This is a genomic window from Streptomyces sp. NBC_01214 (assembly GCF_026340975.1).
GTDB lineage: Bacteria > Actinomycetota > Actinomycetes > Streptomycetales > Streptomycetaceae > Streptomyces.
The window spans coordinates 3,449,277-3,469,155 of record NZ_JAPEOS010000001.1 but is presented as its reverse complement, the minus strand read 5'-3'; the positions used below and the strand labels follow the sequence as shown (position 1 = coordinate 3,469,155).

Genomic DNA, 19,879 nt, shown 5'->3' with positions numbered 1-19,879 from the left:
CGAGATCAGCCTGTCGCACCGGGACGTCGACCTGGACGCCGGCACTCTGATGTCCGTGCCGGCGCCGACTCCGGTCACCTGCTGCTTGCACGGCTCGACCGTCAGCGGGCGATCGAGATCGCGAAGGGGGTGAATCCGGTGGACCGGATGACGTGCGGGACGAACAGGATCGCGGCCTCCGTGGCGCGGGCGGTCCGGATCCCGCCGAGGTCGGTGATCCATTCCTTGTGCCAGCCGAGGTCGACCAGCAGTTCGCGGACGGTCTGCTTGGCCAGCGGGTCCTCGCCGGAGAGGAAGGCGGTGGGCGTCTGGGTGAGCGTGGCCGGCGCGGTCATCACCGGGAAGAGCATGGTGTTGAGCGTCTTGACGACGTGCGTTTCGGGGAGTGCTTCCTGAAGCTGTTCGGCGAGGCTCGAGCCGGGGTAGATGAGGTCGGCGGGCAGTCCGTCCGGTCCGTCGACGGTGGCGTTGGAGACGTCGATGAGGATCTTGCCGTGCAGCTCTTCGCGCAGGGCGGCGAGACGTTCCAGGGAGCCGGCGCCCGGGGTGGCGTTGATGACGATCCGGGCCGTCCGGGCAGCGTCGGCGGCGGCCCCCGGCGCGCGGTCCGCGACGGTCACCTCGTGCCCGGCCCGGGTGAGGGCTGCGGCCAGGTTGCCGCCGACGCGGCCGTTTCCGAGAACTGCGATCGTGGTCATGGTGATGTGGTCCTTGCGTGGGTGCGGTTGTGGTGTGCGGGATCAGCGGGAGAGCGTGGCGACGGCCTCGGCATGGACGCCGGGCGCGGTGGCCAGGAAGCTGTCGCTCTGCGGGGTCCAGGGGCGGCCCTCGGCGTCGGAGATCCGTCCGCCGGCCTCGGTGACGAGCAGCGCGCCGGGCAGCAGGTCCGCTCGGGCGCCGGCGAACTGCCAGAAGGCGTCGATCCGGCCGGCGGCGACGTTCGTCAGGTGCAGGGTCGCGGGTACGGCGGTACGGACGACGAGCGCGTCGAAGAGCATCGCGGTGATCGAGGAGCCGACGCGCCGTACGACCTTCTCGTCCTCGTCCGGCCGGGCCTGGCTGGTGGCCACGATGCTCAGGCCGAGGTTCGCGGTCTGGGAGACGTGCAGCGGCCGGCCGTCGAGGTGGGCGCCGGCGCCGGTGAGCGCGGTGTAGGTCTCGCCGGTCAGCGGCAGGTGGACCACGGTGAGCACCGGCTGGTTCTCCCGTACGAGGGTGGCCGTCACCGCCCACTCCGGGAGGGCGTGCAGGTGGTTGACGTTGCCTTCGGCCGGGTCCACGACCCACCACTCGCCGGGCGGCAGCGCCCCGCCGTCCAGCTCGTCCTCCACCCAACTCGCCTCCGGGCGCAGGCTCGTGAGACGGGGGCGCAGGATGTCGAGGGCCGTGTTGTCGTTGACGGCGAGCGCGTGCATCAGCTCGTCGCGGGTCTCGTAGCGGACCACGTCGCCGAAGCGCTCGCGCAGCGCCGCACCGGCGGCGCGCACGGCGGTCGCGGTGCGGTCGAGCAGGTCGGCGTCGGAGGTGACGACATCAGTGGTCTGAAGCGTTTCGGACATGGTGGTGCTCCTGTCTGAGGAGGGGTGATGAGGCCGGTCGGGCCGAACTGCGCGTTGCTTCTCGCGCTTTCGTTTCGAAGGTATAGAGCCCCACCATTAACCTCAAGTGCATGTGAAGAACGGCAAGGATTACTCACATGCAATTGAATGTGGACCTGCCCGCCGCGCCCTGGCCGCGGGCCTGCACGTCAGGCCGCATTCGGCGCAGGACGGGTGGGGATGAAGCGCGTTGTGGAAGCGCCGTGGGCGCGGAAGAAGGCTCAGTCGAGCAGTTCGGCAGCCCGTTCGGCGATGGCGTAGACGGTCGCGTTGGTGTTGGCCGAGGGGATGGACGGCATCACCGAGGCATCGGCGACCCGCAGTCCGGCGATTCCGTGTACGCGAAGGTTCGCGGGGTCGACGACGGCATCGGCGTCGGTTCCCATCCGGCAGGTGCCGGTGAAGTGGAAGTAGGGGCCGGTCGCCTTGCGGATGAACTCTTCCACGGATTCGCCGCTCGTCCCGGAGCCCGGCACCGCTTCCTGCTTGCGCCAGTCGGCGAACGCGTCGGCCTCCCCGATGCGGCGTGCCACTGCCAGGCCCCTGCGCATGACCTCCAGGTCACGGTCGTCGCTCAGGTAGCCGGGGTCGACGACGGGAGCGCTGGCGGGATCGGCGTCCGCGAGGCGCACGGTGCCGCTGCTGTGCGGAGCCATCGCGGAGAAGGCGATGGAGTAGCCGCCCGCCGGCGGCTGACCCCATGCCGACGGGAGCGGTGCGGCAACGACGTAGACCTGAAGGTCCGGCCGGGCCGCGGCGGGGTCGCTGTACAGCAAGCCCATCATTTCGGCCGGCGGGTTGGCAGGAACGAACGGTACGGGCCGGCTGGCCTCGTACACCACGCCCGCCATCGGATGGTCCTGCAGATGGGATCCCACTCCCGGCAGGTCGGCGACGACGCCGATGCCGTGTTCGCCGAGGTGTCGTGCCGGGCCGATCCCCGACAGCATCAGGAGGTGCGCGGAACCGATGGCCCCCGCGGTCACTATGACCTCGGCGCTCTCGACGGACAGGTGCTCGCCACCCACGGTGTACTCGACGCCGGTGCAGCGGCCCGCGGTGATGCGCAGCCGCTGCACGGTCGCGTCCGTGACGACGTCCAGGTTCGGCCGGTCGAGGAACGGACGGATGTAGGCGTCGGCCGCGCTCTGGCGGGTGCCGCCGGGCAGATTCATGTCACTCCACCCGAACCCGGTCTCCAGCCCGCCGCCGATGTCATCGGCGCGTGTGAACCCGGCCTGCACCGCGGCGTCGACGCACGCCGTGGCCAGGGGATGGGGTTCCGGAACCGGGGCGACCACGACCGGCCCGTCCGTGCCCCGCACGGAGGCGTCACGACTGCGCGTGCGCTCGCTGCGGCGGAAATAGGGCAGCAGATCGTCGAAACCCCAGCCCGGAGCACCGAGTCCGGGCCATTCGTCGTAGCCGGAGCGGTGCCCCCGCAGGTGGTAGAGGCCGTTGATGCTCGACGATCCGCCGAGCGCCCTACCGCGCAGCACGTCAGCGGCCCTGCCCGTACCGGCCTGCACGGTCGAGGCGCCCAGCCAGAGGGATGACGGGTCGAACCCCAGGAACCCCCAAGGGGACGCCATCGCCTCGGTCGCGTCCCCGGCTCCCGCCTCCAGCAACAGCACCCTCACGCCGGGGCGTTCCGAAAGCCGGGAGGCAATCACGCACCCCGCCGTCCCCGCTCCCACCACGACATAGTCATAAGGACTCTGGCCCATCATGTCTCCGCTTCCCACGGCAGCACTGTCCGACCACCGGGTTTCAGGAAAAGAGCTCCTCGACGATCAAAGAGCTGATTGCTTGCACGTACGAAAGGGGCCGAAAAGTTGGGATGGTTCTCTTCAGGTCGGCCCTGTGCCTCGCTCGTCCGCCGCCGAGCTCGGCGCGCAGAAGGCGTGGAGCCGGCTGATCAGCGGCGAGCGGGCTCCAGTGGGACAGGACTGTCCGCAGGCAGGCTGCGCGCGCTGCTGGTGCTGACGGACACCGAGATGTCCCGGTGGCAAAGGATCATCTTGATCCGAGGGGCCTGGGCGCGCCCGGTCCGGCCATTGCCGATCACCCTGTTGGGGATGTCCGTGTCGGCGCCGGTACCTGCGATGACGGCCATGCGGCTGGACTTCTCTTGTTTCACGCGTTTCTTGTCCTTGGTGTGTACCCGTCCAGGAACAGCCCGGGTTTCCCTTCTGCCGTCGAATCTTAGGAATACCGACACGGCACGTACTTGAACCTGCGCGACGTTCGTTCGGAACCTCAGCGCCATACGAGTGGCAAGTGGCAAGACGGTCGGCGTCACGCAGCACTGGGTCAGGCTGCTCGTCGAGGGCCCGAGGCGCTCGGCGGCGAAACGGCCGCGTGGCCGGTGCAGCAGCCGTGAACGGCGGTGCGCAGCCGTGAACGGCGGTGCGCAGCCGTGAACGGCGGTGCGCAGCCGTGAACGGCGGTGCGCAGCCGGGGCGCAGCGAGGGATCCGGCGGGAAAGTGCCGGGGCCGGGGGCAGGCTCCCGCGATCGTCAGGGGCGTAGCCAGATCGGGTTGGTGAGGGCGGCCGGCGGCCCGGGGAGGGGCGGCGCCTGGGGTGGATGCCGGACTTCTGCGCGGACGTAGGCGGTGCGGGCGGGCGTCGTGCGCCATTCGAGGGCCGTCGCCGCGGGCACGGTGAGGGCCAGGCCCTGGTCCGTCACCAGCCGCAGCTCGCAGCCCGCCGCACCGGTCACCGACAGCCGTACGAGGACCTCCGCGCCTGGATCGGCCACGGCCAGCCCCTCCCCGATGCCCGCGTGGGCCCCCCGCGGGGTGACCGCGGTGAAGTCCACGGAGACCGCCGAGGATTCGGCGGCGTAGGCCCGTCCGGCGCGCAGCCCCGCCAGTATCGACTCGCGGGACAGGTCGTCGGCCAGGACGACGGTCTGGGGACCCCCGATGCGGTCCGGGTCGCGGTGGTAGTCGCTGTGCGCCAGAGCGGGCAGCCAGCGGGCGCCGTTCGCCCCGCACAGGGTGGCGTCCCAGGAGGCCAGGGACACCTCGTCGTCAGCCGTCCAGGGGCCGTTCCACACTTCCACGGCGTCGGCCTCCCCGAGGCCGAACTTCCAGGCGCAGCCGATGCAGGTGGCGTGCGGATGTGCGGGCACGACCAGGCCGCCCGCCTGCCGGACCGCGCGGGCGAATCGGGCGAAGCGGCCGTCACGGGCCCGGTAGCGCCAGTCGATGAAGGTGCCCGGGTCCGTGCCCACGGCCAGGACGTGGCCGGTCCGTGTGGTGACCTCCTCACCGGTGAGGACGAGGAGCCCGCTGTCGGCGGCGCCCGCCCAGGCGGTGTGGGAACTGTGGGTGTTGTGCTCGGAGGTGTTGACGAAGTCCAGGCCGGCGGCGCGCGCGAGGGCGATGATCTCGGTCGGGGTGCGGCGGCCGTCGGAGTGCACGGAGTGGACGTGGCAGTCCCCGCGGTACCACGCCCGGCCCCGGCCCGGGATGCGCTGGGGCGGGTAGGCCACGGGGACGGAGGGTGCCGGTGCGCCGTGGACGAACGTGACGGTGATCTCGTAGGGCAGACCCTGCGGTGCCACGGTGTAGGGGCCGAGGGCTATCTGCCAGCGGCCGCGCTCCAGGGGGCCCGGCAGATAGCCGGGGGTGGCTTCGTCCCCGCGGAGGAAGAATTCGCTCCGGGCACCCCCGGACCAGCCGCGGAAGCCGCGGCCGCCGAGCGCGGTGCCCCGCTGGTCGAACAGGCCGATGTCGAGGGCGTTTCCCGGCGTGCCCGGCGGGGTGGGCGGCTTGTCGTAGCGGTAGGAGACGCGCAACTCGCGCACGCCGGAAGGGACGTCCAGCGGCACGTACACGAAGTCCGGTGCGCCGGGCGGGATCGTGCCGCGCAGGGTCGTGGTCGTGGTCGGTGCGGGTCCCCCGCCCGCGCCGACGGTGGGCGAGGGGGCGGCGACGGCGGTGGCCGAAGCGGCTGCCTGTGCCAGTAGTGCTCGTCTACTGAGGGCCATGGAGCCCAGGATCCCGAGAGCAGGTGAATACGACGTGAACACGTCAATATCACCATCCCGGGGCGGAGCAACCGCGGCCGGGTGGGCGCCGCACAGCCCGCCGCATGTCGCGCGGACGAGGGAGGACCCGCTCCGGGCCCGACCCCGGCTCACCGTCCCGCGGCAGCGCCGTCGGCCCCCGTCCCCGGCGGGTGCCCATCGCCCCTTGGGCTTCTCCTCGTACCGGATGCTGCGTGCGCCGCCGTCGTAGCGCGGGTACCACGCGCGCTACGACGGGGCGGACCTGCCTCGGGAGGGGTCAGAGCCGTTGATGTAGGGGTCAGAGCCGGTAGATGTAGAGGCCGACCATCACCGCCGCTCTCGAACGGGCCCGCCCCCACGACCTGGTACTGGTCTCCCCCGGCAGCTACCGCGAGACCGTACGGGTCCGCACGCGCCAGGTCATCCTGCGCGGCACCGACCGCAATCGGGTGGTCATCGACGGCGAAGGGCGGCGCGGCAACGGCATCGCGGTCACTGCCCCCGGCGTCACCGTCGAGAACCTCACCGTCCGAAGCCACTTGCAGAACGGCGTCCTGGTGACCGGACTGGAGAACGTCCCGCGGCAGGACCATCACCCTCACCGATCGCATCGACTGGCGCGGGCACCACGGCTACGCGGAGCTCCGCGACGACGCCGCACCGCCCACCCGGGAGCTCGTGCACTGGACCCCCGACGGCTTCGCCAACCAGCCCCGCTGGACCGGGGGCCTGCCCGACCGGCCCCCCGCCTCCGGGTGGAACCACCGCCCGCTCCAGCCGCACTCGGCCGCGCTGGACTCGATGCTGCTCCTCCTCCTGCACCTCGGATCCGACCGGCCCGACAACGCCCAGCTCCTGGCCCGCAGCGACGCCCGCTGGCTGCGGACCGGATCGGCGAGGTCCCCGTCAGCGCGGGCGCCCCCGTGGGCAGCGGCCGGCTCGGCAACACCGCTACTGGATCGACGCGGACGGCGGGCTCCTGCGCTTCCAAGCCCGCCTGGGCGGCGCGGTCCAGTGGGCCAGCGCCGAACTCCCGCGGACCCGCCCCGCCGCACCCCTTCCCGACCCGCCGGCACAGCTCGCGCGGCCGACCGCCGGCCGGAACCACCTTCGCCACGTCCCTGCGGCGCTGACCGGTGCGTCCTCGGCCTGGGACGGAGCGCGCACCGTCCCGCCGCGCCGCGCTCCGCGGGGTGTGATGTACTCCAGTCGATCAGCGTTCTCGGTAGCGTGATCACCTACTGCGTGGAGTGACCATGTGCTCGGCTGGTCTGCACGAGGAATGCCGGCGGAGAGTAGCGAGGTTGCGATGAGTGAACTGACGAAGCCCGAGGTCGAACTTCCGGAGGGCGACGCTCCCGAGGAGCTGACCATCCGGGACCTCGTCGTCGGGGACGGCCCCGAGGCGAAGCCGGGCAGGGTCGTCCGGGTTCACTACGTCGGGGTCACCTTCGAGTCCGGAAGGGAGTTCGACGCCTCCTGGGACCGGGGCCAGCCGTTCAAGTTCGCCGTGGGTGGTGGCAGGGTCATCAAGGGCTGGGACCGGGGACTCAGGGGGATGAAGGTCGGCGGTCGGCGCCAGATCGTCGTTCCCCCGCGCCTCGGCTACGGCAACCAGTCCCCCTCGCCGTTGATCCCGGCGGGTTCCACGCTCGTCTTCGTGGTGGACCTCCTCTCAGTGGTCTGAGGACGGCCTGCTGCTCGATGCCGTCGACGACTTCGCCTATCCCCTGCCGGTGACGGTGATATGCGAGGTTCTGGGCGTGCCGCTGGAGGACGAGCCACGCTTCCACCACTGGATCGAGACCGCCCTGGACGCTTGGGAGTACGGCCCCGAGACCGCCTCCGAAGAGTTCCGGAGCCGGCTGGCCGGGGGCAATCGGGCCCTGCAGGAGTTCGGACGGTTCGCAGTGGAGCTGTACGACCGGTACGCCCGGCAGCCCGGCCCGGGCATGCTCTCAGCGATGGTGCACGAGGACGGCCCGGAGGGACGGATGCCGAAGGGCCTGCTCACGAGCAATGCCGTGCTCCTGCTCTTCGCCGGGCACGAGACCACGGTCAATCTCATCGCCCACGGCGTGCTCACCCTGCTGCGGCACCCCGACGAGCTCGACCTCGAGCGCCGCGACAACCAGCACCTCGGATTCAGCCAGGGCATCCACTTCTGCTTCGGCGCTCCGCTCGCGCGGCTCGAGGTCCAGGTCGCGGTCGGCGAGTTCTTCCGCCGGGTGCAGAACCCCCGGCTCGTCGAGGACCCGCCGCCGTACCGGCGCAACCAGATCTTCCGCGGACCCCGGCACGTACTGGTCGACATCGACGGCGTCCGGGACTGACCCGGTGTGAGATGACGGTCGGGAACCGTGGCGGAAGTCCGCCGCACCTAAGGCGAAGTGACGCCCACTCAGCAGGCACCGCTGCCGTGGTACGACGCCCCGTCAGGCCGGTGTGCACGCGCGGCGTACGCTGGGGTTCCGTCTTGCGGCCGGGACAACAGAACAAGGGAAGGCTGACGTGCGAACTCCCCTCTCATGGCTTGCCGGCAGGTACTCGCTGGGAGCGAGAAGCGTCAGACTGGCCGCACTCGGTTCCGTCACGGCAAGCATCGCGATCACCGTGACCGGTGGGATCGTCCGCGTCACGGGCTCCGGTCTCGGCTGCACCGACTGGCCCATGTGTACGGGAGAGACGCTGGCCCCCACTGCGGAGATGGGGATGCACGGCGCCATCGAATTCGGGAACCGGCTGCTCACCGGGGTGCTGTGCGCGGTGGTGGGCTGGGTCATCATCACCGCGCGCCTCCAGGAGAAGCCGATGCCCGCGGTGCTGCGCGGGGGCTGGGCACAGTTCTGGATCGTCGTACTGAACGCGGTCGTCGGCGGAGTGACCGTGTGGATGCGGCTGAGCCCGTACATCGTCGCCGCGCACTTCCTCGCCGCCGCGCTGCTGCTCACGGCCGCGGTGTACACCTGGCACGCGGCGAACGCGGCGTACGCGCATGCCGACGGTGAGCGGACCGGAGCACCGGCCCCCCTCGCGCCGGCCCCCCTCGCGCCCCGGTCCGTCGCGCGGATCCGGGCGCTGTCGACGGCTCTGGTCGCGGTGACGGCCCTCCTGGTCGTCGTGGGCACGCTCGCCACCGGTTCCGGACCGCACGCAGGTGACTCCTCCGACGTGGCGCGGATGCCCTTCGACTGGACGGGCGTGACCGTCGTTCACGGCGTGCTGGCCGGGGCGACCCTGGTCCTGGCCGGAGCCCTGTTGTCGGTGCTGCCCGGGGACGGCTTCGGCGCCGCGCGCCGCAAGACGGCCGTCTTCCTGGCCGTGCTCCTCGGTCAGGGCCTCGTGGGGCTGGTGCAGTCGCTGACGGCCCTGCCGTCGCTCCTCGTGATGCTCCACCTGCTGGGCGCGGCGCTCGTGTGGACCGGGGTGCTTCAGGTGCACTTCACGGTCAGGAGGGCCCGTCCCGGCCCTTCGGATCCGCTCGGCGATGGCGGTACACCGCTGCCGCATCCGCGGGGCGCGTCGACGTACGTCTGATCCGTCGGGAGACCGGGGGACCTCGTCCGGAACGTCGGGAGCGGGTCCGTGCCGTGAGGCGCACCGCCCGGCTCGGAGCCGTGCCGGAGCCTGGTCAGCGACCGCAGGTCAACGGGTTGCCGAAGGTGCGGACCGCTCCAGCACGGCCGCCGCCGGATCCGCCCCGTCACGGCTGCGTCGTCCACGCCCTCGTGCGGGCGATCAGCACGATCAGCTGGAACACGGCCAACACCACCAGGGCCCACTTGCAGACGGCCGCCCAGCCCACGATCTGGAAGAGTTCATCGATCCGCTCCGGTGTCATGTCGCGCCCGGACAGCTTCCACTGGTGCGTGTCCTCCACCGCTTCCACCACCACCAGAGCACCGATCAGAAGGCGACGTCGGGAGGGCTGGGTGGCCCGTCGCAGGGAGGGACTCGGGTCCTCCGAGCTGCGGACCCTGGCGCCGAGGGCGATCAGGGCCCGGGAGAGCAACCACGCGTACAACAGGATGAGAACCGCGTCGATCGCGACGTACCAGCGGATCAGCAGTCGCGCCTCGGCTCCCCCGGTCGTTGGGGCGAGGACCCGATCGTGTCCTTCGCTCGCGAACGCGTCGAGGCAGGCCTGCACGTACGGCCCCGGATCGGGGCCCCGGGTGTTGAACCACACGCACCAGGCCGTACGGGCTGCCGTGCGGGCTTCGTTGGAGCTGGGATGGAAGGAGACCAGGCTGCCCCAGCTCGCAGACGGATACCCCGGTGCCTCGATCCGGCCGAGGGCGGCGTCCACCTGACCCGCGACGACGAACAGCGTCACCAACAGGACCAGTGCCGGCGCCACCCTCCACCGCAACCCCTGTGGCCACCACTTCACTTGCCCGGGCATGACCTGGCTCCCACTCGGTCCACGGGCCACATCGTGATCGTTGGTGATGATCGGGCGTAAGCCGCCGAACGGGTAGCGCCCGCGGCACGTCTCGAAGCCGGTGCAGATGCGTGTCGACCGGGCGGCCGGATCCGCGAGCAGGTGCGTGAGCCGCAGCGTGAGCCGCAGCGTGAGCCGCAGCGTGAGCCGCAGCGTGAGCCGCAGCGTGAAGGGCTGTCAGGAGCAGCCCCCGTACAGTCCAGCGTACCCACGCGCCAACGATGGCGCAGTCCCACACCGTGGTGAACGGCCCTGGGGTCACGTGCGAAGGTTCGCGCCCCCACCCAAGGTCTCAAGATGCACACGCACAGCCATCACCCTAGTGTGGTTCGGGGGGAGTCATCGCACCCCGGGGGTTATTCGTGGCCGCAGCAGCCACTGCACTCCAGGGAGACAGCATGGCCAAGCATCGCGCTGCCCGCCGTCCGACCTCGGTGTACGCCCTGGCCGGCATCCGGCTCTTCAACGGCGTCACCGGACTACTGGCGCCCACCCTGCTCATCCGGCGCCTCGACCCCGACCGTGACGTCAGTCCGGCTGCGGTCTACGCCTTCCGGCTCTTCGGGATCCGTACGATCCTGCTCGGTCTCGATCTGCTCACCAACCGCGGCCAGCGGCTCCAGGAAGATCTTCGAGAGGGCGTGCTGATCCACGGCAGTGACACCGCCACCGCCGCCCTGCTCGGCCTCCGCGGCCAACTGCCGCCCCGCACCGCCGCCCTGACCACGCTCATCTCAGCCGTCAATACGACCCTGGCCGCCAGTGCGGCCGACTTCGGGAGGAGGAAGGGGAAGTGACCACGGAGTCCGGCGCTCCACCGACCGAAACGGGCTTCGACTTCATCGTCGTCGGCGCGGGCGCCGGCGGTGGACCGCTGGCGGCCAACCTCGCGGCCTCGGGCATGCGCGTCCTTCTCCTCGACGCGGGAGGTGCCGAGGAGAACGACAACTACCTGGTTCCCGCCTTCCACGCCGATGCCTCCGAGGACCCCGTTCAGCGCTGGGACTACTTCGTACGGCACTACGCGGACGAGCAGCAGCACCAGCGCGACAGCAAGCTCGTGCCGGGCGAGGGCATCCTCTATCCGCGGGCCGGGACAGTGGGCGGCTGCACCGCGCATCACGCGCTGATCACCGTCTATCCCTACAACCGCGACTGGGACGACATCGCGCGCGAGACCGCTGACGCATCGTGGGGGAGCACCGCCATGCGCCGCTACTTCGAGCGGCTGGAGCGCTGTACGTACCGCCCCCGCCCCAAGGAGCCGCCCGCCAATCGGTTCTTGGCCGCCTTGCTGAAGCTCCTCCCCTTCGTCGCCGCCCGGTACCGCAACGACTCGCGCCACGGGTTCGACGGTTGGCTGCCGACCGAGCTCGCCGACCCCGAACTGGTCATACGCGACCAGCAGTTGTTGAAGGTGATCCTGTCCGCCGCGCAGGACACGCTCGCCGACTTCATCGGCCGGCCGCTCTCCCCTCTGGAGGGGCTCGGATCGTTCGTCGATCCCAATGACTGGCGCGTGCAGACCGAGGGTCTGCAAGGGCTGTGGCAGATCCCGATCTCAACGGCCGGCGGACGGCGCAGCGCCGCCCGCGAACGGGTGCGGGACGTACGGCGCAGCCATCCGGACAACCTGGTCGTCCGGACGCACTCGTTGGTGACGCGGGTCGTACTGGACGAGGACGGGGCGGCGACCGGCGTCGACTACGTGCACCAGCCGCACGCCTACCGGGCCGACCCCGGGACCCGGGACGGTCGCGCGCTGCCGGTCCCGCGCAGGGTGCTCGCTGCCCGTGAGGTGATCCTGGCCGCAGGGGCGTTCAACACGCCCCAACTGCTGATGCTTTCGGGCATCGGGCCGCGTGAGGAGCTGGAACGGCACGGCATTGCCGTACGCGTCCCGCTCCCGGGCGTGGGCGCGAACCTGCAGGACCGGTACGAGATCGGCGTGGTGAGCCAGATGGACCGCGAGTTCCCGGTCATCGAGGACTGCGATTTCCACGCGCCGGAGCCCGGAGCCGTGCCGGACCGCTGCTACCGGGCCTGGCAGCTCGGCGACGGCCCGTACACGACCAACGGTGCCGTCGTCGGGATCACCCGCAAGTCCCTCCCGTCGCTGGACGCCCCCGACCTGTTCATCTTCGGCGGCCCCTTCGACTTCCACGGCTACTACCCCGGCTATTCGCACGACCTGACGAGCCACCGCGACCGCTTCACGTGGGTCATCCTCAAGAGCCGGACCCACAACACCAACGGCCGGGTGCAACTGCGCTCCGCCGACCCCCGGGACACCCCCCTGGTGAACTTCCACTACTTCGCCGAGGGCACGGACGAGCAGGCGAGGGACCTCGACGCCATGGTCTCCGCCGTGCAGTTCGTGCGCAGCATGAACCGCAGTGCCGACTCCGTGATCCGCACGGAGCTGTGCCCGGGAGAGCAGGTCGGCGACACCGAGAGCGTCCGCCGCTTCGTACAGGACGAGGCATGGGGCCATCACGCGTCGTGCAGCTGCAAGATGGGCCGGGCCGACGATCCCTCGGCCGTCGTGGACAGCCGCTTCCGGGTACGTGGCGTGGACCGCCTGCGGATCGTCGACGCCTCGGCCTTCCCCCGCATTCCCGGCTTCTTCATCGCCGTTCCGATCTACATGATCAGCGAGAAGGCGAGCGACGTGATCCTCGGGGACGCAGCGCGCCCGCGAACCGCCCTGGCCGCCTCGCGACACCCGACCTGACCCGGGAACCGATCCTGAGGAGCCCCACGATGAGTACGCAACGACGCCCCGTCCCCCGACGATCCGACTCCGGATACCGCTCATCCCTACCCTGGCGGATCATCACCCGCATCGCCGAGTTCGTCGACCGGCGCACCGGTTGGGACCACCTGGCGGTCACGCCCGGCCTGCTGACCCTGTTCGGGCTGCGGGTCAAACTCCGTCAGGAGAACCTCCACGACACGTCCCGGCTGCCCTCCGTCGACCTCCCGACCCCCGCGCCGCCCTCCGATGCCCACCGGGTCAACCGGACTGCCGACGGCAGCCACAACGACCTCGACGAACCGCGCATGGGCATGGCGGGAACGCGCTTCGGCCGGAACATCCCGCTGGACAAGATCGCCCCGGCCACGCCGGAGAGCGTCCTCGCGCGGCCGAACCCGCGCGAGGTCAGCCGCGTCCTCCTCACCCGCCAGGAACTGATCCCGGCCGAGTCGGTCAACTCCCTGGTCGCCGCCTGGTTGCAGTTCATGGTCCGCGACTGGTTCAGTCACGGAACCAGCCCCACGGAACGGCCCTGGGAAGTTCCCCTCCTGGACGACGATCCGTGGCCCGAACGCCCGATGCGGATCATGCGGACACCGGACGACCCGACCCGGGACCCCCGGTCGCCCGCGGGGACTCCCGACACCCGCGTCAACGTCTCGTCCCACTGGTGGGACGCATCCCAGATCTACGGGACGAACGAGGCGGAACAGCGCCAGGTGCGCACCGGCAAGGCGGGCAAGCTGCACCTCTTCGGCGACGAGGCGACCCCGCTCCCGTCCGACCCCGCTCTCGACCCCTCGCGCGTTCCCGGCTTCTGGCTGGGCCTCGTCATGATGCAGAACCTGTTCGCCCAGGAGCACAACGCGATCTGCGACCACCTGCACGCCGTCTACCCGTCCTGGGACGACGAAGAGCTGTTCCAGCGGGCCCGCCTCGTCAATGCCGCGCTCCTCGCCAAGATCCATACGGTGGAGTGGACGCCTGCCGTCATCAGCCACCCCACCACCGTCAAAGCCCTGCGATCCAACTGGTGGGGCATCGCGGGCGAGCGCGTCCACAACTTCTACGGCCGGATCACGGAGAGCGAGACCCTCAGTGGCATCCCCGGCAGCAAGACGGACCACTACGGCGTCCCGTACTCCCTCACCGAGGAGTTCGTGGCCGTCTACCGCATGCACCCGCTCGTCCGCGACAAGTGGCACCTGCGCTCCGCCTCCGACGACTCCACCCTCAGCAACTGCACCTTCCGCGACATCGCCGGGCCTGCGGCGCTCAACGTGCTGAAGACCAAGGGAATGGCCAACCTGCTGTACAGCTTCGGCACCCTCCACCCGGGACTGGTGACCCTGCACAACTTCCCCCACTTCCTCCAGGACTTCGAGCGCCCCGATGGGGAGCGACAGGACCTCGCCGCCACGGACATCCTGCGCAACCGGGAACTGGGCATACCCCGCTACAACGAATTCCGGCGGCTGCTGCGGCTGAAGCCCGCGGCGAGCTTCGAGGACCTGACGGACAATCCCGTGTGGGCCAAGGAGATCGAGCGGCTCTACGACGACATCGAAGATGTCGACCTGACGGTCGGCATGTATGCGGAGAAGCTTCCGACCGGATTCGCCTTCAGTGACACGGCGTTCCGCATCTTCATCCTGATGGCCTCGCGCCGACTGAACAGCGACCGTTTCTTCACCGACTACTACACCCCCGAGGTGTATTCCAAGGCCGGCATGGCCTGGATCGATGACAACAGCATGATCACCGTGCTATTGCGCCACTATCCGGAGCTGCGCACGTCTCTCGCGGGACTTACGAACGCGTTCGCGCCCTGGCACGTCGCCACGGGCAGCGGGCATTCCTGACGGGCGATGACCGCCCGGCAGGATGAGGGAAGGTTCTCCAAAGAGGAGCCCGAAATGGACGATCGAGCGCACGAGGAACGCGCAGAATCCGGCCGCGAGGGCACAGGCCTATGCCTGTCCGGTGGCGGATACCGAGCCATGCTCTTTCACGCCGGCGCCCTACGGAGACTCAATGACGCGGGCTGGCTTCGCAAAATAGACTTCATCTCCAGCGTGTCGGGCGGTTCCATCGCCGCCGGCGTCCTCGGCCGCTACTGGAACAGATTGAGATTCAACGACGCGGACGAGTCCGCCTTGAATTTCGATGCGGAAGTGGTTGATCGCATCCGCGCCTTGGCTCGCCTGAACATCGACCGACGGTCCGTAATCGGAGGTCTACTCCGCCCCAGGGCGAGCATCGGGGAACGAGTCGCAGCAGCGTTTCGAGACAATCTGTTCGGTGACTTCACACTGCAGGATCTTCCGGAGCATCCCCGCTTCATCATCACTGCCACGAACCTCCAGACCGGAAAATTGTGGCGCTTCTCCCGCCCCTACATGCGGGACTGGAGCCTACCGAAAATAGAATTCCCCACCACTAGTCTCGCGACCGCCGTAGCCGCTTCATCAGCCTTCCCTCCCTTCCTGTCACCGGTCAGCATGTCTATCGCTCCTTCAGAATGGCTCGATCCACCCGGATGGAACGCACAACTACCTGACCATGTCATACTCAGCGACGCAGGCGTTTATGACAACCTAGGCTTGGAACCGGTCATCAAGCGATGCGAGACAGTGCTCGTCAGCGACGGGGGCGGCCAGATGGAGTCAATGGTTGAAATTCCTCACGATTGGCCGCGCCACCTCCTGCGCGTGCTGGATGTCATCGACAATCAAGTACGAAGCCTGCGGAAGCGTTCACTCATTTCCTCCTACGAGGACGGATCCTTCAAAGGAGCATACTGGGGGATTCGTAGCGATATCGAGAAATACAGGGTCCTCGACGCCCTTCCGGTTACCCGGGATCTCACTCAAAATCTCGCGAAGACACCAACGCGCCTACACGCCCTACCTGATGGCACGCAGGAGCAGTTGATCAACTGGGGATACGCCATCTGCGACGCAGGGCTCAGAAGTCGGGTGGACACTGCGCTCAATGCACCCACGTCACTCCCCTACCCGAAATCAAGCCTGGAGCGTAGTCGGGATTGATTCACCATGTCCAACCACTACAGCATCAATTGCCTTCCATGCGGCCACGGCGACAGCATTCTCGTCGAATACGGGGATCGAACGGATCCGTCACGGATTTTGATCGACGGTGGTCCCGCGAGCCACTACGAGACGCTGCGGGAAGCCCTCAGGGCCATCCCCAAAGAGCGCCGCTCTTTTGAGTTGCTGGTGGTCAGTCACATAGATACTGACCACATCGACGGCGCGCTGATCCTGCTACAGGATGAGGACCTCGGAGCCACCTTCAACGACGTATGGTTCAACGGCTGGCCTCAATTGGAATCCATCTCCGTGAATACGCCACCGGACGTCTTCGCGCCGCAGCAGGGTGAGTTTCTGGGATCCCTGCTCCAGGAGCATCATTGGAACGCCTCATTCCAGGAATATGATGGCCGTGTGGCCGTCCCGAGTTCTGGCCCGCTGCCTTCGCTACAGCTGTCGGGCGGCGCTACGATCACGTTGCTTTCCCCACCGGACACGAAGCTGCTGGCCTTGCGAAAGGCATGGACCAGAGCACTCAGGGAAGCAGGCATGAAGCCCGGCGACTGGGTGGACGCCGCAGCGCGCCTGGCACAGCGAAAGGAATACAAGCCGAAGGCTCCCCGAAAGGATGTGTTCGCCGCCAAGGCATTCGGCTCCGACTCATCTGCGGCGAACGGGGCCAGCATCGCGTTCATCCTCGAGTACCGGGGGTGCAAGGTGCTCTTCGGCGCCGATGCGCATGTGGCGGTCCTTACCAACGCCCTGCACCGTCTCGCCGAGCAGCAAGGCGTTGAGCGAGTTCTCCTCGACGCGGTCAAGCTTCCTCACCACGGCAGCATGGCCAACATAGACGGCGAGTTTCTCGATGTGATCAAAGCCCCGCGATTCCTCGTGTCCACCAACGGCGCCCACTTCGGACATCCGGACCCGGATACCATCCGGCTGCTCGCAGATCGGGCACCGGGAGCAGAGATCAGATTCAACTATCGCAGCGACACCACACAAATATGGGAGGACACGGAACTCGCGGCCACTCAGAACATTCAGCCAATTTATCCACCCGATGGCCAGGTTCTCGATCTCACCCTCTGAGGATCACCATGAATTTCGAGAATTTCGATGTCGACGTGCTGGCGGGCCGAAGGAACCAGTTGTGGGTTTCGGCGCGTTCCCGCCTAGGGGCCGTCTACGCCGTACCCCGACCCGGCTGGCCCGAGGAAGAACTCAGAGAAGCCGGTACCACCCTCAGGGACGCTGTCCTCCACGCAGATGTGGTCCCCGAAGAGACACGGCAGATCGGAAAAATGTTGCAGGAGGTGCTCTTCGGGGATCCCGAGGTGCTCGCATTGTTCCAGCGAACGCGCGGTGCGGCTGCCGACCTGGGCCGCCCGCTCATCGTTCGGGTGCTGGGCGCGCCGCACGAAATCGCCGCTCTGCCCTGGGAGTTGATACTTGACCCCGAGGGCGGCAGTCACGAGTTTCTCACTCTCGCACCGGCCGCACATGTCATCAGGTGCGCCAGAGCACGCACCTTCCCGATTCCCACGCACCCCATTGAGCCACCGCTTCACATCCTTTTGGTGCTGTCGAGCCCCGAAGACAATACACTTCCCTTCGACCTCTATGAAGAGAAGAGGAGCGTATTGAGCGAGCTTGCACCTCTGGTCCACAGCGGCAGGATCACCGTGGACGTGGAGGAGCGCCCCAGCATGGAGAACCTACGCCGGTGCATCAGTAGGCGCACCCGCGGCTATCACGTCGTTCACTATCTCGGCCACGCCAGCCGGGCAGGCCTGATACTTGAAACCCGCATGGGAACCGTGCGCGAGATCGATGCGGTTCAATTCACCCGCCTACTGCACAGCTGCCCCGAATTGCGACTGGTAGTGTACGCCGGATGCCTCACGGCGGGCCCTCCACTGGAAGAAGAATTCGAGTCATCTTCGAGAGACAACTGGAAACTGTCGCCCAGTATCGCGGACCTGAGCGTACGGGTGGCGGCTCCGGCCGTGATAGGCATGCAGGCCGTGCTCCCCTTTCCGACTCAGCGCATATTTGCCAGGTTCCTCTATAGCGCATTGGCCAGTGGCCGGGGCCTCGCCGATGCGGTTCAGCTGGCTCGCACCGCAATTCGAAGTGATGAGTTCGTAGGAAGCTACCTTGACTGGGCAGTCCCTTCCCTGTTCGTCGCCGGCGCCGACCCTGGCCCCGTTCTGGACATCAGTGCGCCGGCAACTCCTGTCCGTCGTCCCGTGCGGCGGGAGCTCAAGCTCGGTCTCGAAGAGGAGGAGGAGCGCTCCTTGTTCGCCAGGCCGTCGTCACTCCGCCAAGCGGTGAACGTCGTCAGTGGCCGTAGCTCGGCCCGTACCCTCGTCATCACCGGTGCGCCTGGTCTGCGCACGCCGTTCGTGGCCCGCGTACTCGATGACCTGACGGACGATGTTTCGCTCGTGCTGTACGTGCACGCACGGGAGTTCGCGGGTGCACCGGATCCCGTACTCCTGCTGTGTGAGTGGGTCACGGAACTGCTCACCGGACTCGACGGCCGGGACCGGCAGCCTCAGCCGGGGTGGAACGGAGCCACGTGGTGGAAGCGCGTGTTGGAGGAGATCACCGCATCGCCGGCGGTTCTCGTGTTCGACGGTCTTGAGGATCTCTCCGAGATCGCATCCGAAGACCTACGGGGTGTCTTCCGCGAGTTGACCCTGCGAAGCGGTCAGGCCCGGTTGGTGCTCGCAGGGTTGGTAGACCGCGATGACCTTCTCGACCCCCGGGCCGGCCGATACACCAAGTTGATAACTCTGCGTCCGCTGGAGTGGGAATCGGTGTTCCGCTGGATCCGCTGGAATTTCCCTGAACTTCTCCGTCACGAGGAGGATCGCCTCCTCGCTTGCTACAAGGCGGGCCTCCAGGACGACTTGACCCTCTGGACCCGGCTTGCGGAAAAGGTCGCGAGTCAGCCCACCACTGATCCGATCGGCCACGTTCCCGGCTTGCTCTCGGCCCGCCCCGAGATCCCCGACTACACCAGCGTCCCACCCCTGCGAGCGGCTCTCGCCCACCCGGACGTCGCGGGAAAGGTCGAGGCCTTCGCCGATTGGATCACCGCTCTTGCCAGCGATCACAAGGTGGGCGGCCGGGTTCTGACCCCCGGCCGCACCGGTGAACCCTCCCCCATCGCCGAGCTGCTGCCCGTGGAGTCCCCGTTCACACCTCAGTACACAGCGACGGACGGCGACACCCTGGGCTGGGTGAACACAGCTGTGAGCGAAGGGACCAATGTGCTGCTCTTGGATTTCGGGCGGCCCGGGCATTCTGAGATATGGAGCCGGGTCTGCTCGCGGTTGAAGCAGGACCAGGTACTCCTCATAGGAATCGGCGGCGACACCGGGGACACGGAGCCGAACTATCCCGGCTGGTGCAAGGACGTACTCACCGTCGGCGCGCTGGCCAACAACCAACCGGCGCGCTCGGCGACCTGGGACCCGGCAGCACGAAAGCCCGAACTGTTCGCCCCGAACGATCTGGCCTGGGCCGACCCGCCCCACGCCTTCGTCGACATCCGGCCCGGCAGCTACCAAGCGGCTCTGGGGGTGCTGGCCGCTGCACTTCTGGTCTGGTCGGTCGACAGGTCACTCAACGCCGAGCAGGTCCGAAAGATCCTGCTGGACACCGCTCGACAGTCCTCGACGACACGCGATGCGAAACGCAGGCGCTTCCGGGCACTGGACCTCGATGCGGCGCTCGCCCGTGCCCGGACCCGTCTGCTGGTGAAGGTCCTCGAGCACGGCCCGGCCAGTAGGCGTGAACTGGTGGCCGCTGCCGGACTGTCCCGCACCGTCACCCGTCCACTGCTGGAGGGGCTGCTCGCCGACCGGACGATACGGGTGGTTGACAGCGGGGACGAGAAGAAGTTCGAGCTATCGGACGGCGCAGCCGCTGCGTGAACGACTCGCGGGCCGGGTCGGGAGCGCGCACGTCAGGGCGGGGATGGCCGGCCGGCTTCG

General features: G+C 68.5%; 15 protein-coding genes. 9 read left to right on the top strand and 6 right to left on the bottom strand.

Annotation, left to right across the window (positions count from 1 at the left end):
• Positions 1-101: 101 nt before the first annotated feature.
• The 5 genes from OG594_RS16305 to OG594_RS16285 all read right to left on the bottom strand — a co-directional run bounded on the left by OG594_RS16305 (position 102) and on the right by OG594_RS16285 (position 5,596).
• A complete protein-coding gene (locus OG594_RS16305; RefSeq protein ID WP_266599480.1) occupies positions 102-698 on the bottom strand; it encodes an NADPH-dependent F420 reductase in 597 nt (198 codons plus the stop codon).
• A gap of 42 nt (positions 699-740) precedes the next feature.
• Entirely contained in the window at positions 741-1,559 is an 819-nt protein-coding gene (locus OG594_RS16300) for an inositol monophosphatase family protein (RefSeq protein WP_266599478.1), read from the bottom strand.
• Between the two features lie 260 nt (positions 1,560-1,819).
• Positions 1,820-3,325 carry a GMC family oxidoreductase gene (locus OG594_RS16295; RefSeq protein WP_266602938.1) on the bottom strand — a complete coding sequence of 502 codons (1,506 nt, stop codon included), beginning with the start codon at positions 3,323-3,325 and terminating at the stop codon, positions 1,820-1,822.
• A 191-nt stretch (positions 3,326-3,516) separates the two neighbouring features.
• A complete protein-coding gene (locus OG594_RS16290) occupies positions 3,517-3,900 on the bottom strand; it encodes a hypothetical protein (RefSeq protein WP_266599476.1) in 384 nt (127 codons plus the stop codon).
• 217 nt (positions 3,901-4,117) lie between these two features.
• Entirely contained in the window at positions 4,118-5,596 is a 1,479-nt protein-coding gene (locus OG594_RS16285) for a CehA/McbA family metallohydrolase (protein WP_266599474.1), read from the bottom strand.
• A 1,330-nt stretch (positions 5,597-6,926) separates the two neighbouring features.
• On the opposite strand from OG594_RS16285, the gene OG594_RS16275 reads away from it, so the two are divergent.
• From OG594_RS16275 to OG594_RS16265, 3 genes are all read left to right on the top strand, one after another.
• Positions 6,927-7,304 carry an FKBP-type peptidyl-prolyl cis-trans isomerase gene (locus tag OG594_RS16275; protein ID WP_323185228.1) on the top strand — a complete coding sequence of 126 codons (378 nt, stop codon included), beginning with the start codon at positions 6,927-6,929 and terminating at the stop codon, positions 7,302-7,304.
• 49 nt (positions 7,305-7,353) lie between these two features.
• A complete protein-coding gene (locus OG594_RS16270; RefSeq protein WP_266599472.1) occupies positions 7,354-7,950 on the top strand; it encodes a hypothetical protein in 597 nt (198 codons plus the stop codon).
• A gap of 112 nt (positions 7,951-8,062) precedes the next feature.
• A complete protein-coding gene (locus OG594_RS16265) occupies positions 8,063-9,154 on the top strand; it encodes a COX15/CtaA family protein (RefSeq protein WP_323185227.1) in 1,092 nt (363 codons plus the stop codon).
• 166 nt (positions 9,155-9,320) lie between these two features.
• On the opposite strand, the gene OG594_RS16260 is transcribed toward OG594_RS16265, so the two are convergent.
• Positions 9,321-9,977 carry a hypothetical protein gene (locus tag OG594_RS16260; protein WP_266599468.1) on the bottom strand — a complete coding sequence of 219 codons (657 nt, stop codon included), beginning with the start codon at positions 9,975-9,977 and terminating at the stop codon, positions 9,321-9,323.
• 482 nt (positions 9,978-10,459) lie between these two features.
• On the opposite strand from OG594_RS16260, the gene OG594_RS16255 reads away from it, so the two are divergent.
• Genes OG594_RS16255 through OG594_RS16230 form a run of 6 tightly spaced genes read left to right on the top strand, consistent with a single transcriptional unit; the run spans position 10,460 to position 19,819 of the window.
• Positions 10,460-10,858, top strand: coding sequence for a hypothetical protein (locus tag OG594_RS16255; RefSeq protein ID WP_266599466.1), 399 nt, complete (start codon positions 10,460-10,462; stop codon positions 10,856-10,858).
• Positions 10,855-12,795 carry a GMC family oxidoreductase gene (locus OG594_RS16250; RefSeq protein ID WP_266599464.1) on the top strand — a complete coding sequence of 647 codons (1,941 nt, stop codon included), beginning with the start codon at positions 10,855-10,857 and terminating at the stop codon, positions 12,793-12,795. The genes OG594_RS16255 and OG594_RS16250 overlap by 4 nt, the downstream gene beginning before the upstream one ends.
• A gap of 29 nt (positions 12,796-12,824) precedes the next feature.
• Entirely contained in the window at positions 12,825-14,681 is a 1,857-nt protein-coding gene (locus OG594_RS16245; RefSeq protein ID WP_266599462.1) for a peroxidase family protein, read from the top strand.
• A 54-nt stretch (positions 14,682-14,735) separates the two neighbouring features.
• Positions 14,736-15,869, top strand: a complete 1,134-nt coding sequence (locus OG594_RS16240) for a patatin-like phospholipase family protein (protein WP_266599460.1) — start codon at positions 14,736-14,738, stop codon at positions 15,867-15,869.
• Positions 15,870-15,875: 6 nt separating this feature from the next.
• A complete protein-coding gene (locus OG594_RS16235; protein WP_266599458.1) occupies positions 15,876-16,964 on the top strand; it encodes a ComEC/Rec2 family competence protein in 1,089 nt (362 codons plus the stop codon).
• Positions 16,965-16,972: 8 nt separating this feature from the next.
• Complete coding sequence (locus OG594_RS16230; protein ID WP_266599456.1) at positions 16,973-19,819, top strand: CHAT domain-containing protein; 2,847 nt, start codon at positions 16,973-16,975, stop codon at positions 19,817-19,819.
• The last annotated feature ends 60 nt before the right edge of the window (positions 19,820-19,879 follow it).

What these genes read in the sequence shown, in the direction of transcription:
- OG594_RS16275 (WP_323185228.1), top strand. Translation starts at nt 6,927, where the DNA reads ATGAGTGAACTGACGAAGCCCGAGGTCGAACTTCCGGAGGGCGACGCT.
- OG594_RS16255 (WP_266599466.1), top strand. Translation starts at nt 10,460, where the DNA reads ATGGCCAAGCATCGCGCTGCCCGCCGTCCGACCTCGGTGTACGCCCTG.
- OG594_RS16295 (WP_266602938.1), bottom strand. Translation starts at nt 3,325, where the DNA reads ATGGGCCAGAGTCCTTATGACTATGTCGTGGTGGGAGCGGGGACGGCG.
- OG594_RS16305 (WP_266599480.1), bottom strand. Translation starts at nt 698, where the DNA reads ATGACCACGATCGCAGTTCTCGGAAACGGCCGCGTCGGCGGCAACCTG.
- OG594_RS16285 (WP_266599474.1), bottom strand. Translation starts at nt 5,596, where the DNA reads ATGGCCCTCAGTAGACGAGCACTACTGGCACAGGCAGCCGCTTCGGCC.
- OG594_RS16245 (WP_266599462.1), top strand. Translation starts at nt 12,825, where the DNA reads ATGAGTACGCAACGACGCCCCGTCCCCCGACGATCCGACTCCGGATAC.
- OG594_RS16235 (WP_266599458.1), top strand. Translation starts at nt 15,876, where the DNA reads ATGTCCAACCACTACAGCATCAATTGCCTTCCATGCGGCCACGGCGAC.
- OG594_RS16300 (WP_266599478.1), bottom strand. Translation starts at nt 1,559, where the DNA reads ATGTCCGAAACGCTTCAGACCACTGATGTCGTCACCTCCGACGCCGAC.
- OG594_RS16230 (WP_266599456.1), top strand. Translation starts at nt 16,973, where the DNA reads ATGAATTTCGAGAATTTCGATGTCGACGTGCTGGCGGGCCGAAGGAAC.
- OG594_RS16240 (WP_266599460.1), top strand. Translation starts at nt 14,736, where the DNA reads ATGGACGATCGAGCGCACGAGGAACGCGCAGAATCCGGCCGCGAGGGC.